This is a genomic window from Burkholderia metallica (genome assembly GCF_902832845.1).
Taxonomy (GTDB): domain Bacteria; phylum Pseudomonadota; class Gammaproteobacteria; order Burkholderiales; family Burkholderiaceae; genus Burkholderia; species Burkholderia metallica.
Window position 1 is genome coordinate 738335 of sequence record NZ_CADFDB010000001.1, and the last position, 13842, is coordinate 752176.

General features: G+C 69.5%; 10 protein-coding genes. 6 read left to right on the forward strand and 4 right to left on the reverse strand.

The window, feature by feature from the left end:
* Together HWX08_RS03205 and cobA are read right to left on the reverse strand one after the other, a co-directional pair.
* Positions 1-597: an ANTAR domain-containing response regulator gene (locus HWX08_RS03205; protein WP_069260122.1), complete on the reverse strand. Its 597-nt coding sequence runs from the start codon at positions 595-597 to the stop codon at positions 1-3.
* Between the two features lie 156 nt (positions 598-753).
* Positions 754-1524 (reverse strand): uroporphyrinogen-III C-methyltransferase, encoded by a 771-nt coding sequence (gene cobA / locus HWX08_RS03210; protein ID WP_174919308.1) that lies wholly within the window; start codon positions 1522-1524, stop codon positions 754-756.
* 663 nt (positions 1525-2187) lie between these two features.
* Here cobA and HWX08_RS03215 point away from each other — a divergent pair.
* From HWX08_RS03215 to HWX08_RS03230, 4 genes are read left to right on the forward strand one after another with little or no spacing between them, the layout of a single operon-like run.
* The gene (locus HWX08_RS03215) at positions 2188-3513 is read left to right on the forward strand and encodes an MFS transporter (RefSeq protein WP_174919309.1); all 1326 of its coding nucleotides are present in this window, start codon (positions 2188-2190) and stop codon (positions 3511-3513) included.
* A 21-nt stretch (positions 3514-3534) separates the two neighbouring features.
* Positions 3535-6126 (forward strand): nitrite reductase large subunit NirB, encoded by a 2592-nt coding sequence (nirB, locus tag HWX08_RS03220; protein WP_174919310.1) that lies wholly within the window; start codon positions 3535-3537, stop codon positions 6124-6126.
* A gap of 38 nt (positions 6127-6164) precedes the next feature.
* Positions 6165-6512 carry a nitrite reductase small subunit NirD gene (nirD, locus tag HWX08_RS03225; RefSeq protein ID WP_069260119.1) on the forward strand — a complete coding sequence of 116 codons (348 nt, stop codon included), beginning with the start codon at positions 6165-6167 and terminating at the stop codon, positions 6510-6512.
* A gap of 16 nt (positions 6513-6528) precedes the next feature.
* A complete protein-coding gene (locus HWX08_RS03230; protein WP_174919311.1) occupies positions 6529-10707 on the forward strand; it encodes a bifunctional nitrate reductase/sulfite reductase flavoprotein subunit alpha in 4179 nt (1392 codons plus the stop codon).
* A gap of 42 nt (positions 10708-10749) precedes the next feature.
* Here HWX08_RS03230 and HWX08_RS03235 read toward each other — a convergent pair whose 3' ends face one another.
* Both HWX08_RS03235 and HWX08_RS03240 read right to left on the reverse strand, forming a co-directional pair.
* On the reverse strand, positions 10750-11526 hold the full coding sequence (locus HWX08_RS03235; protein WP_069260117.1) for an SDR family oxidoreductase: 777 nt from the start codon (positions 11524-11526) through the stop codon (positions 10750-10752).
* A gap of 4 nt (positions 11527-11530) precedes the next feature.
* Positions 11531-11968, reverse strand: coding sequence for a GlcG/HbpS family heme-binding protein (locus tag HWX08_RS03240; RefSeq protein ID WP_069260116.1), 438 nt, complete (start codon positions 11966-11968; stop codon positions 11531-11533).
* A gap of 95 nt (positions 11969-12063) precedes the next feature.
* Here HWX08_RS03240 and HWX08_RS03245 point away from each other — a divergent pair, with 95 nt between their 5' ends.
* Both HWX08_RS03245 and HWX08_RS03250 read left to right on the forward strand, forming a co-directional pair.
* Positions 12064-12978, forward strand: a complete 915-nt coding sequence (locus HWX08_RS03245) for a LysR substrate-binding domain-containing protein (RefSeq protein WP_174919490.1) — start codon at positions 12064-12066, stop codon at positions 12976-12978.
* 83 nt (positions 12979-13061) lie between these two features.
* Entirely contained in the window at positions 13062-13496 is a 435-nt protein-coding gene (locus HWX08_RS03250) for a hypothetical protein (protein WP_174919312.1), read from the forward strand.
* Positions 13497-13842: the final 346 nt, after the last annotated feature.

Genomic DNA, 13842 nt, shown 5'->3' on the forward strand with positions numbered 1-13842 from the left:
TCATGATTGGGGTGGCGCGTCGAGCAGTTTCCGCGCGACGTCGACGATGCGCAGGCCTTGATCCATCGCACGCTTGCGCAGCGCCGCATACGCGTCGTGTTCGGACAGCCTGCGCTGGTCCATCAGCATCCGCTTCGCGCGGTCGATCAGCTTGCGCTCCTCGAGTTCGCGCTCGACGTCGGCCAGCCGGCGGCGCAGCGCGTCGTCGTGCGAGAAGCGGGCGAGCGCGACTTCGAGAATCGGCGCGAGGCGCTCGGCCGACAAGCCTTCGACGAGATACGCGCTGACGCCCGCGCCGACCGCCGCGCGGATCAGTGACTGGTCCGCATCGTGGCTGAACATCAGCACGGGGCGCGGCGCGGTCGCGTGCATCACCGCGAGCTGCTCAAGCGTGTCGCGCGACGGCGAATCGGTATCGATGATCACGACGTCGGGGCGTTGCTCCTCGACGGCGGCCGGCAGGCGCGCGGGCGTCGCGACGTCGTTCAGCATCTCGTAGCCGAGGTGCGCGAGCGCGTCGCCGAGTTCGCCGATCGGCTTGTCGGTGTCGGTGACGAGCAGCACGCGCAGGCGGGTGGAAGAAGCAGACGTGCTCATGATGCGAACGGCGGCGGCGAAATCGTGGCGGGATGCGCGGGTGCCGCGCGACGGCCCCGCGCGGGCGTCGTCGCGGCGCCGGGCGCGGCGGCCCGACGGCCGGTGCCGCTGCGTCGATGATCGGTGGGCGGCCGGTGCCGCGTGGTGTCGCGCATGCTACGCGGCCTGCGACATCGCCGGTTCGATCGCCGCGCCCGCTTCCGGCACGGGTTGCACGGCCGCTTCGCCGATCGCGCCGCCGACGAGGATCACGGCCGGGCTGCCGAGCCGTGCCGCGTCGATGCCGCGTGCGAGATCGCCGAGCGTGCCGGTCCAGCGGCGTTCGTCGGGTGTGCCGGCCCATTGCACGGCCGCGGCCGGCGTCGTCGGCGGCAGCGCGGCGAGCAGGCCCGCCGCGATACTGTCGACGCGGCTCATCCCCATGTAGATCGCGAGCGTGGTGCCGGTCGCCGCGAGACGCGCCCAGTCGGGTTCGCCGTGGTCCTGACGGTGCGCGGTGACGAACGTGACGCCGTGGCAATGCGCGCGGTGCGTGAGCGAGATGCCGAGGCTCGCGGCGGCCGCAAATCCCGACGAGATGCCGTTGACGATCTCCACCGGAACCGCGGCGGCGCGCAGCGTCGCGAGTTCTTCGCCCGCGCGACCGAACAGCAGTGCGTCGCCGCCTTTCACGCGCACCACGTGCGCGCCGCGCAGCGCGTAGCGGCGCATCAGCTTCTCGATGAATGCCTGCGGCGTGGAGCGGCAGCCGCCGCGCTTGCCGACGCGGATCACGCGCGCCTGCGGCGCGAGTTCGACGATGCCGGGCGCGACGAGGTCGTCGAGCAGCAGCACGTCGGCGGTAGCCAGCGCCTTCACGGCCTTCAATGTGAGGAGATCGGGATCGCCGGGGCCGGCGCCCAGCAGCGTGACTTTGCCTGTCGTCATGTCGTGTTCCTGTGCCGCCTGCACTCGGCGGTCGCATGGGTGTCGTTGCGGGCGGCGGCGGGCGGTCGAAACGCACCGGTATCCGGCCGTGCCGCGCACGGGTGGGGACACCGTTGTCCTGATCGGCCCGTCTGAACGACGGACATGGTTTGCGGGGACTGCCCACCGGCGCCGTTGCCGGTGTCATGCATCGGATTCAGCAATATCCGGGCCAACCGGAATGGCGCGTCGTGCTCGCACCGCGGAAACGGCAGGCATCGCGCCGCAAGGGGCGCATGCGCTTATGCGGCCGCCGTGCGCGGGCGGCCGCAAGCCCGCATCGGCATGCGTCGTGCCCCGCTCATGCGCACCGCGATGTCGCACGGCGATAGTGCTGCGGCGCACCACCTCTGTGCCTCGCTGCATCGCGACGCATCGTGCGCGGCCCTGGCGCCGCGCGCTGCGCGTCGCGCCGCAAGCCTTGCATGGTGGGGCTGCGAGCCCGATTCGCGACGACATGGCACGGCGTTTGCGTAACGTGCTTCGGGCGAATCAATGGCGATTCGTCCGCAGTACCGATTACTAGACGCGCCCGGCAACGGGCTTCATGGGCAACGGCGTCCTACGCATCGGGTCTCGACGAGACCGGGTGCGCAGGACGCCGTTTTTCGTTTGGCGGATGACATGACCGACAAAGCTACCCGTATCGATCTCTTCAGCCTCCGCACCGCGCCGATGCGCGCGTTCCACCTGACGTGGATGGCGTTCTTCGTGTGCTTCTTCGCGTGGTTCGCGTGCGCGCCGCTGATGCCGCTGATCGCACGCGAATTCCATCTCACCGCGGCGCAGGTCGCGAACATCAACATCGCCGCGGTGGCCGCGACGATCGCCGTGCGGCTGCTGGTCGGCCCGCTGTGCGACCGCTTCGGCCCGCGCCGCGTGTACGTCGGCCTGCTGCTGCTCGGCGCGATTCCCGTGTTCGCGGTGTCGTTCACGCACGACTACCTGTCGTTCCTGATCTGCCGGCTCGGCATCGGCGCGATCGGCGCGGGCTTCGTGATCACGCAGTACCACACGTCGGTGATGTTCGCGCCGAACGTGGTCGGCACCGCGAACGCGACGACGGCCGGCTGGGGCAACGCGGGGGCCGGCGCGACGCAGGCGCTGATGCCGCTGCTCGTCGCCGCCGGCCTGATGCTCGGCTTCGGCGAGGACTCGTCGTGGCGCGTCGCGCTGGTCGTGCCGGGCGCCGCGATGCTCGTGATGGCATGGGCGTACTGGCGCTTCACGCAGGATTGCCCGCAAGGCGACTTCGTCACGCTGCGCAAGGCAGGCGTGACGGTCGACAGCGGCAAGAAGGGCGGCTGGGCGAGCTTCTTCGCCGCGTGCGGCAACTATCGCGTGTGGATGCTGTTCGTCACGTACGGCGCGTGCTTCGGCGTCGAGGTGTTCATCCACAACATCGCCGCGCTGTACTACGTCGATCACTTCAGCCTGTCGCTGAAGGACGCCGGGTTCGCGGTCGGCCTGTTCGGGCTGCTCGCGCTGTTCGCCCGCGCGCTCGGCGGCTGGCTGTCCGACAGGATCGCCGCGCGTCGCAGCCTCGACGCGCGGGCGGCGCTGCTGTGTGCGCTGATCGTCGGCGAAGGGCTCGGGCTGATCTGGTTCTCGCATGCGCAAAGCGTCGGCATCGCGCTCGTCGCGATGCTCGCGTTCGGGCTGTTCACGCACATGGCCTGCGGCGCGACCTACGCGCTGGTGCCGTTCATCGACCGCAAGGCGCTCGGCGGCGTCGCGGGGATCGTCGGCGCGGGCGGCAACGTCGGCGCGGTGGCGGCGAGCTTCCTGCTGAAAGGCGTCGGCGACGTGCAGCACACGCTGAGCCTGCTCGGCCTGGCCGTCACCACGACCGCGCTGTGCGCGATGGCCGTGCGCTTCAGCGAAGCACACAAGGCGCGCGAAGCCGAACTGCGCGAGCGCGCGCTGGCTGCCGGCAGCGCCGCGAACTGACCGACCGAAGGAAACGTCATCATGAAACTCATCGTCATCGGCCACGGGATGGTCGGGCACAAGCTCCTCGAATGCGTCGCGGCCGAGGCCGGCACCGCCGGCGCGCTGCAGGTCACCGTGCTCGGCGAGGAGCCGCGCCCGGCCTACGATCGCGTGCATCTGTCCGAATTCTTCGCGGGCAAGTCGGCGGACGACCTGTCGCTCGTGGAACCCGGCTTCTTCGAGCGCCATCCGCAGTTCGATCTGCGCCTGAACGCGCGGGTCGCGTCGATCGACCGCGCCGCGCATACGGTCACGCTCGCGTCGGGCGAAACGCTCGCGTACGACAAGCTGGTGCTCGCGACGGGCTCGCGCCCGTTCGTGCCGCCGATGCCGGGCCACGATCGCGCCGGCTGCTTCGTGTACCGGACGATCGAGGATCTCGAAGCGATGCAGGCGTGCGGCGCGCACGCGAAGCGCGGCGTGGTGGTCGGCGGCGGGCTGCTCGGCCTCGAATGCGCGAAGGCGCTGCGCGACATGGGGCTCGACGCGCACGTCGTCGAATTCGCGCCGCGGCTGATGGCCGTGCAGGTCGACGACGGCGGCGGCCGCATGCTGCGCGCGAAGATCGAGGCGCTCGGCGTGACCGTGCATACGGGCAGGAACACGCTGGAGATCGTCGACGGCGACGCAGGCACGCACCGGATGAGGTTCGCCGACGGCACGCACCTCGACGCCGACATGATCGTCTTCTCGGCCGGCATCCGCGCCCGCGACGAACTGGCGCGCGCGTGCGGGCTCGACATCGGCCCGCGCGGTGGCGTCGCGATCGACGACGCGTGTCGCACGAGCGATGCCGACATCTACGCGATCGGCGAGTGCGCGGCCTGGAACGGGATGGTGTACGGGCTGGTGGCGCCGGGCTACGACATGGCGCGCGTGGTCGCGAAGCAACTGCGCGGCGAGACCGGCGACGCGGCCGTATTCGCCGGCGCCGACCTGAGCACGAAGCTGAAACTGATGGGCGTGGACGTCGCGAGCATCGGCGACGCGCACGGCACGACGGCCGGCAGCCGGGTCTACCAGTACGCGGACGAGCGCCGCCAGGTCTACAAGAAGCTCGTGGTGTCCGACTGCGGCAAGTTCCTGCACGGCGCGGTGATGGTCGGCGACGCAGCCGAGTACGGCACGCTGCTGCAGATGATGCTGAACCGCATCGAGCTGCCCGAGTCGCCGGAATTCCTGATCCTGCCGTCGTCGGACGGCGCGGCGAAGCCGGCGATCGGCGTCGACGCGCTGCCTGCGGCCGCGCAGATCTGCTCGTGCAACAACGTGTCGAAGTCGCAGATCTGCACGGCGGTCGCGGAAGGCGCGACGAGCGTCGGCGCGCTGAAGGCGTGCACGGGCGCGGGTACGTCGTGCGGCGGCTGCGTGCCGCTCGTCACGCAGATCATGAAGGCCGAGATGAAGAAGCAGGGCCTCGCGGTGAACAACCATATCTGCGAGCACTTTCCGCATTCGCGCCAGGAGCTGTTCCACCTGATCCGCGTCGAGCGCATCACGACGTTCGACGAACTGCTCGCGAAGCATGGCCGCGGCCTCGGCTGCGACGTCTGCAAGCCGGCGGTGGCGGGCATCCTCGCGTCGTGCTTCAACGAATTCGTGCTGAAGAAGGAGCACGCGGGGTTGCAGGACTCGAACGACTACTACCTCGCGAACATCCAGCGCGACGGCACGTATTCGGTCGTGCCGCGCATGCCGGGCGGCGAAGTCACGCCGGAAGGGCTGATCGCGGTGGGCCAGGTCGCGAAGAAATACGGGCTTTATACGAAGATCACCGGCGGCCAGCGCGTCGACCTGTTCGGCGCGCGCGTCGAGCAGCTTCCGTCGATCTGGGAAGAACTGATCGCGGCCGGCTTCGAATCGGGACACGCGTACGGCAAGGCGCTGCGCACGGTGAAGTCGTGCGTCGGGTCGACGTGGTGCCGCTACGGCGTCGGCGATTCGGTCGGCCTCGCGATCGACCTCGAGAACCGCTACAAGGGCCTGCGCGCGCCGCACAAGATCAAGTTCGGCGTGTCCGGCTGCACGCGCGAGTGCGCGGAAGCGCAGGGCAAGGACGTCGGCATCATCGCGACCGAGAACGGCTGGAACCTCTACGTGTGCGGCAACGGCGGGATGAAGCCGCGCCACGCGGAACTGCTCGCGTCCGATCTCGACCTCGCCACGCTGGTGCGCTACATCGACCGTTTCCTGATGTTCTACGTGCGCACCGCCGACCGGCTGCAACGCACCAGCGTGTGGCGTGACAACCTCGAAGGCGGCCTCGATTACCTGATCGACGTCGTCGTGCACGACAGGCTCGGGATCGGCGCCGAACTCGAAGCCGACATGCAGCACGTGGTCGACACCTACGAGTGCGAATGGAAGCGCGCCGTGACCGATCCCGACACGCGCAAGCGCTTCCGCCACTTCGTGAACAGCGACGCGCCGGACACGACCATCGAATTCGTCGAGACGCGCGGCCAGATCCGGCCCGCGACACCCGGCGAGCGCGCGGGCGGCAAGCCCGTGCCGATTCCGGTCGTCGCTGCCGGCGCGACGCACACAGCAACCGAACCCGCAACCGTTTGACCCTGACCGATACCCGCGTCTTTTTCAAGGAGCCCGTCATGAACGATCGTCTTCCGCTGTCCTGGACCCGCGTGTGCGCGCTCGACGACATCGTGCCGAACACCGGCGTGTGTGCACTCGTCAACGGCGAGCAGGTCGCGGTGTTTCACGTCGCCCATCCCGAGGAAGGCGGCGTGTTCGCGATCGACAACGTCGATCCTGTGTCGCGGGCGGCCGTAATGTCGCGCGGGCTGATCGGCAGCCTCGGCGAGCGCGTCGTGGTCGCGTCGCCGCTGTACAAGCAGCACTTCGACCTGCGCACCGGCGAATGCCTGGAAGCGCCCGAGCAGTCGGTGAGTGCGTATCCGTCGCGGGTCGAGGACGGCTTCGTGTGGGTCGCGGCCTGATCGTCACGGAGCACGCATGAGCGCCACTCCCGTGAAGAGCGTGTGCCCGTACTGCGGCGTCGGCTGCGGGGTGGTGCTGCACGTCGAGGATGGCGAGGTCGTCAAGGTATCCGGCGACGCCGAGCATCCGGCCAACTTCGGGCGGCTGTGCACGAAGGGCGCGTCGGCGCACGTCGCGCTGCGCCGCTCCGGGCGGCTCGACCGTGCATTCGTGCGCCGCGCGCGCGAGGACGACCTCGTGCCGCTGCCGGCGCGCGACGCGATCGCCGAGACCGCGCGCCGGCTGCGCGCGGTGCTCGACGCGCACGGCCCCGACGCGTTGTCGTTCTACGTGTCGGGGCAGATGTCGATCGAGGCGCAATACCTCGTCAACAAGCTCGCGAAGGGCTTCGTCGGCACCAACAACATCGAGTCGAACTCGCGTCTGTGCATGGCGAGCGCGAGCACCGGCTACAAGCAGTCGCTCGGCGCGGACGGCCCGCCCGGGTCGTACCAGGATTTCGATCGCGCGAACCTGTTCTTCGTGATCGGCGCGAACATGGCCGACTGCCACCCGATCCTGTTCCTGCGGATGATGGATCGCGTGAAGGCGGGCGCGAAACTGATCGTCGTCGATCCGCGCCGCACCGGCACGGCCGACAAGGCCGACCTGTTCCTGCAGATCCGGCCGGGCACCGATCTCGCGCTGACCAACGGACTGCTGCACCTGCTGCACGCGAACGGCCGCACCGATCCCGCGTTCATCGACGCGTACACCGAAGGCTGGGACGCGATGCCCGCGTTCCTCGCCGATTACACGCCCGAGCGCGTCGCGGCGATCACGGGGCTCGCGGAAGACGACCTGCGCACGGCCGCGCAGTGGATCGGCGACGCGCAGGCGTGGACGAGCTGCTGGACGATGGGGCTCAACCAGAGCACGCACGGCGTGTGGAACACCAACGCGATCTGCAACCTGCACCTTGCGACCGGCAAGATCTGCCGCCCGGGCAGCGGGCCGTTCTCGCTGACCGGCCAGCCGAACGCGATGGGCGGGCGCGAGATGGGCTACATGGGCGCCGGGCTGCCGGGCCAGCGCTCGGTGGCCTCCGACGACGACCGCCGGTTCGTCGAGACCCTGTGGCGCGTGCCGGCCGGCACGCTGCGCCACGAGACCGGGCACGGCACGGTCGACCTGTTCGCGCGGATGGCGGCCGGCGACATCAAGGCATGCTGGATCATCTGCACGAACCCGGTCGCCACCGTGCCGAACCGGCAGAACGTGATCGCCGGGCTGCAGGCCGCGCAGCTCGTGATCGCGCAGGATGCGTTCCTCGATACCGAGACCAACCGCTACGCGGACATCCTGCTGCCGGGCGCACTATGGGCCGAAGGCGACGGCGTGATGATCAACTCCGAGCGCAACATGACGCTGATGCGCGCGGCGGTCGCGCCGCCCGGCGACGCGCTGCCCGACTGGCGCATCGTCGCGGAAGTCGCGCGCGCGATGGGTTTCGGCGACGCGTTCGACTACGCGTCGGCCGCCGACGTGTTCGACGAGATCGTCCGCTTCTCGAATCCGGCGACCGGCTACGACCTGCGCGGCGCGAGCCATGCGGCGCTGCGCGACGGCCCGGTGCAGTGGCCGGTCGCGCCGGGCGCCGCGCGCGACCGGCACCCGATCCGCTACCTGAACGACGGCGTGAGCCAGACGCTGCGCCCGGCCGCCGCCGGCAACGACGCGCCGCGCATCGCGTTCCCGACGCCGTCGGGCAAGGCGCGCTTCTTCGCGCGGCCGCACGTCGATCCGGCCGAGCTGCCCGACGACACGTTTCCGATCGTGTTGAATACCGGGCGCCTGCAGCATCAATGGCACACGATGACGAAGACGGGCAAGGTCGCGATGCTGAACAAGCTCAACCCGCGCCCGTTCGTCGAACTGCATCCGGACGACGCGGGCGCGCTCGGCATCGCCGCGAAAGACAGCGTCGAGATCCGCTCGGCGCGCGGCCGCGCGGTGCTGCCGGCCGTCGTGACCGAGCGCGTGCGGCGCGGCAACTGCTTCGCGCCGATGCACTGGAACGACGTGTACGGCGACGACCTGTGCATCAACGCGGTGACGAACGACGCGATCGATCCCGAATCGCAGCAACCCGAGCTGAAATACTGCGCGGTCGCGCTGCGGCGCGTCGACACGGATGCGTTCGCGCGCGCCGACGCAGAAACGGCGCAGCCCGACGCACGCGCCGACGGCGCGCGGGCAGCGCCCGCGACGGTGCAGGCCGCTGCTTCACAGGAATCCGACATGGCAGACATCGACACTTTCGCGGCTGCGCTCGGCGTGGCCGACCTCGCGCCGCCGCCGTTGACCGACACCGAACGGCTGTACGTGGCGGGCCTCGTCAGCGGGCTGAAGGCGAGTGCCGGCCGGCGCGAAGGCGGCGTGCCCGTGCTGCCGGCCGCCGCGCCGTTGACGCCGCCGGTGCGAGTCTGGCTCGACGGGATGCTCGCGGGGCTGTTCAGCCGCTCGCTGCCCGCGAGTGTGCCGGGTGGCGCCGCGCCCGCGCTGGCGGCCGATGCCGGCGCGGTGCGGATCGTGCGCGCGCGGCCGAAGGTCGTGCTGCTGTGGGCGTCGCAGACCGGCAACATCGAATCGTTGACCGAGGATTACGCGACGCAGCTGATGAACGCGGGCTTCGAGATCCGCACCGCGTGCATGTCCGATTATCCGGTCGCGTCGCTCGCCGGCGCCCAATACGTACTGCTGATGACGAGCACGTTCGGCGACGGCGATGCGCCCGACAACGGCCGCGCGTTCTGGGACGCGCTGCAGGCCGGCAGCGCCGCGCGCCTCGACGGCGTGCACTTCGCGGTGCTCGCGTTCGGCGATCGCAACTACGACGCGTTCTGCGGCCACGGCCGCCGGCTCGACGCACGGCTCGCGGAACTCGGCGCGGCGCGGCTGTTCGCACGCGTCGATTGCGACGTCGAATTCCAGCACGATGCCGACCGCTGGCTCGAACGCGTCGTCGCGCGGATCAAGGACGCCGATGCCACGCTGCACGCGGTGCCGTCCGGCGGGACGAGCCCGTCGGGGCTGCTGCCGACGAAGGCGCATCCGGCGCCGTCGAAGCTCGTCGCGAACCTGCGGCTCAACCGTCCGGGTGCGGCGAAGGATACGCGCTACGTGTCGCTGTCGACCGAAGGCGCGAACCTCGAATACGAAACCGGCGACGCGCTCGGCGTGTGGCCGACCAACTGCCCGGAGCTGGTCGACGAACTGCTGTCGGTCACCGCGCTGAAGGCCGATGCGCCGGTATCGATCGCGGGCGTCGGCGACATGCGCCTAGGCGATGCGCTCGCGCGTTACTTCGACATCACGCGCCCGCATCCGGATACGCTCGCTTTCATCGCGTCGCGCAGCGCGAACGGGGCGCTGAAGTCGCTGCTCGGCGACGATCGCAAGGGCGACCTGAAGCAATGGCTGTGGGGTCAGCAGCTCGCGGACGTGCTGCACGAATTTCCGGTCGAGCTGTCCGGCGCGGAGCTGGTCGGCATGCTCAAGCGCATGCAGCCGCGCCTCTATTCGATCGCGTCGAGCCCGAGCGCGCATCCGGGCGAGATTCACCTGACCGTATCGGCCGTGCGCTATCACAACGGCCGGCGTGCGCGCAAAGGCGTCGCGTCGACGTTTCTCGCCGATCGCGCGGACGACGGCCGCGTGCCGGTGTTCGTGCAGAAGTCCGCGCATTTCCGGCCGCCGGTGAACGGCGACGTGCCGATCGTGATGGTCGGCCCCGGCACCGGCATCGCGCCGTTCCGCGGCTTCCTGCACGAGCGGCAGGCGCGCGGCGCGCGCGGGCGCAACTGGCTGTTCTTCGGCGAGCAGCATGCCCGGACCGACTTCTACTACGGCGACGAGCTGCGCGCGATGCACGACAGCGGCTTCCTGACGCGGCTCGATCTCGCGTTCTCGCGCGACCAGGCCGACAAGATCTACGTGCAGGACCGGATGCGCGAGCACGGCGCCGAGCTGTACGCATGGCTGGAGGAAGGCGCGCATTTCTACGTGTGCGGCGACGCCGCGAGGATGGCCAAGGACGTCGATACGGCGCTGAAGGCGGTGGTCGCCGAACACGGCGGGATGTCGAACGAAGCCGCGAACGACTACGTCGCGCGGCTTGCCAGCGCACGGCGCTACGTGCGCGACGTGTACTGAGCGGGCGAGCGGCGGCGCGCTGCCCGCCGCTTCGCCGGCCCGTTACTGCTGCCGCTCCCACGCCCGTGCCTGTTCGGCACGCACGAACGCTTCCGACGAGGCCGGCAGCAGGTTGCGGAACGCGCCGCCGTCGCCGTCGATCACGTCGACCATCTTCGCGATCATTTCCTCCGGGTCGTGCTGCTCGAGCGGGAACGTCAGCCGCTCGGGCGTCACGGTATGCACGGCCGGATCGTGCCAGCGCCGCGTCGTTTCCATCATCCGGTCGTTGAAGCCCGTGCGGTACGGACCGGGGTTCACGACCGCGACGCGGATGCCGTGCGGTGCGAGTTCCGCGTGCATTGCTTCGGCCACCGATTCGATCGCGTGCTTCGACGCGCAATAGGCGCCGGTGAACGGCCCGGTGATCAACCCCGCGATCGACGACACGAACACGATCTTGCCGTGCCGGCGCGCGAGCATCCCGCGCGCGACTTGCTGCGTGAGTTCGAGCGGCCCGAACACGTTGACGTCGAACAGCTCGCGGACGATCTCGACCGGCAGGTCGACCAGCGCGCCGGCTTCGCCGACGCCCGCGTTGTTCACGAGCACGTCGATGTCGAGATCGGCCGCGCGGGCGCGGTCGTGGGCCGACGTGACGTCGAGCTTGAGCGCGCGCAGTGCGGTGCCGCGCTGCGCGGCGGCGGCCGTCAGCGCGTCGATTTCGGCGGGGACGCGTACGCCGGCCGTCACGTCGTGACCGCGTTCGGCGAGCCGCAGCGCGACTTCGCGGCCAAAGCCGGTGCCCGCGCCGGTGATGAGGATGCGTTTCTGTGCCATGTGCTTACCTTGTGGAGTGGAACGTTGCCTGAAAGCGGTCGCGGCAGTGCTGCGCGATCGCGGTGTCTTCGTCGACGCTGCCGCCCGAGATGCCGATCGCGCCGACGCAGCGCCCGTCGCCGTCGACGAGCGGTTCGCCGCCGCCGAACGTGACGAGCCCGCCATGACTGTGCTCGATGCCGCGCAGCGGACCTGCGCCCGACATCGCGCCGAGCGCGGCGGTCGATGCACGGAAGCGGATCGCCGTCAGCGCCTTGCGCTGGGCGAGATCGATTGCGCCGAGAAAGCATTCGTCGGTGCGCGCGAACGCGAGCAGGTTCGCGCCTGCATCGACGATCGCGATCGCGAGGCCGGCGACCTGCAGCGACGCGGCATGCGCCAGTGCCGCGTCGATCGTGCGGCGGGCGGCTGCGAGCGGCAGCGCGGCGGTGAGCGGATTCATGCGGGGCTCCGGTGAGATGACGGCACCAGTTTAGGCTGTCCCGGTATATGGGAGAATCCATCTTCCGCTCGAAGGCATTTCAAGTTTTTTTAATGATGAGCAGACGCGATCCGATGGCCGGACTCCACGTGTTCATGACCGTCGCCACGGCCGGCAACTTCACGCGCGCCGCCGCCGCGCTGGGCCTGACGCCGGCAGCCGTCAGCCTCGCGATCGGGCAACTCGAGGGCGAGCTGAACGTAAAGCTGTTCAACCGCAGCACGCGCGGCGTGAGCCTGACGGAAGCCGGGCAGCGCTACTGGCGGCAGACGGAGCCGGCGTACCGGGAGGTCGTGCGGGCGCGCGACGAACTGAAGGACGTGCGCAGCGAGCCGAGCGGGGTATTGCGCGTGACCGCGCTGCCGCTGGCGCGCTCGCTCGTGATCGCGCCGGTGCTCGCCACGTTCCGCGAGCGCTATCCGAAAGTGCGGCTCGAGATTCACTACGAGAACGAACTGGTCGATATCGCGAAGGACGGGTTCGATGCGGGGATTCGCCTGGCCGACCGACTGCAGCCGGGGATGATCGGCGTGCGGATCGCGCCGGCGTTGACGTGTGCGCTGGTTGCGTCGCCCGATTATCTGGCGCGGTACGGCGAGCCGACGTCGATCGCCGGGCTCGAACGGCACGCGTGCATCCGGTTCCGGTTCTCGGAGAGCGGGCGACTGCACAAATGGCTGTTGCGCGACGGGCAGCGCGACGTCGATCTCGATCCGGAAGGCGTGTTCGTGACGAACGACGCCGACGCGGTGATCGATGCGGCGCGCGCGGGTGTCGGCATCGCGTTCGCGTTCATGCGCGAGCGGATCGAGCAGGACTTGCGCGACGCGACGCTCGTCGAGGTGCTGCCGGGCGTGTGCCGGACGCTGCCGCCGATGTGGCTTTACTACGTCAATCGCAAGCACGTGCCGGCCAAGCTGCGCGCGTTCATCGACGTGCTGCGCGAGCGGGAAGGCGCGGACGCGGCGTGATGGCATCGGCCGGCGGCCGGCTGCAGCGATTTTCCCGTCGGCGCATGATGGCGGCTCCAGCCACGAAGCCATGGAGTCGCGTCATGACGGTATTCCCGCATTTTCCGATTCGAACCGTTGCCGTTGCCGCGATGCTGGCCGGTGCCGCGATCTGTAGCGCGCCGGCCGTCGGCCAGACGTCGACCGTGCCGACCGGGTCGGTTGCCGCGACGCCCGACAATGCCGTACTGCTGACGGTATTCCTCAAACACGACCAGTCACGCCCGCTCGCCGAACTGAATGCGCAACTCGCGAAGCAGGGCTTTTACAAGGCGTTTCCGCCGCCGGGCGTCGAAGTCGTGAGCTGGACCGTGACGATGGGGATCGGCCAGATCGTCGTGCTGCGGCTGCCGGCATCGCGGCTGCGCGAGGTCAATCGCGTGCTCGAGGATACGGCGTGGGGCGCGTACCGGACGGAGTTCTATCCCACCTACGACTACAAGGCGATCGGGTTGGGGGAGCATGAGCGGGCGAAGTGATGCGCGCGCGGGGGGATTCAGTGTCTACCAGCCGTCGGGATTCCCGGCGGCATGGGTTACGTTCTGCTTTCAACCGACTGCGCAGTTTTAACGACAAGGATTCCGATTGCGGGGCAGAACGACGCACGGCTGCCGTCGGCTACGTCGCAAGAGGAGGGCCACGCGTCGCCAGGTCACCTGTCCCCATCCCCAAAAAGCCCTGCGAGCTTATGTATTTATCCTTGTCCGCGCGGGCCCGTCCGGCAGATTTCTCCAAAATGCATCACAAGTCATTCATCCGATGAAAAAACCCGTCCGGTTCCCGGTATGATGCGCACCTTGCGTTCGTGGGACGCTGTATTTTTTA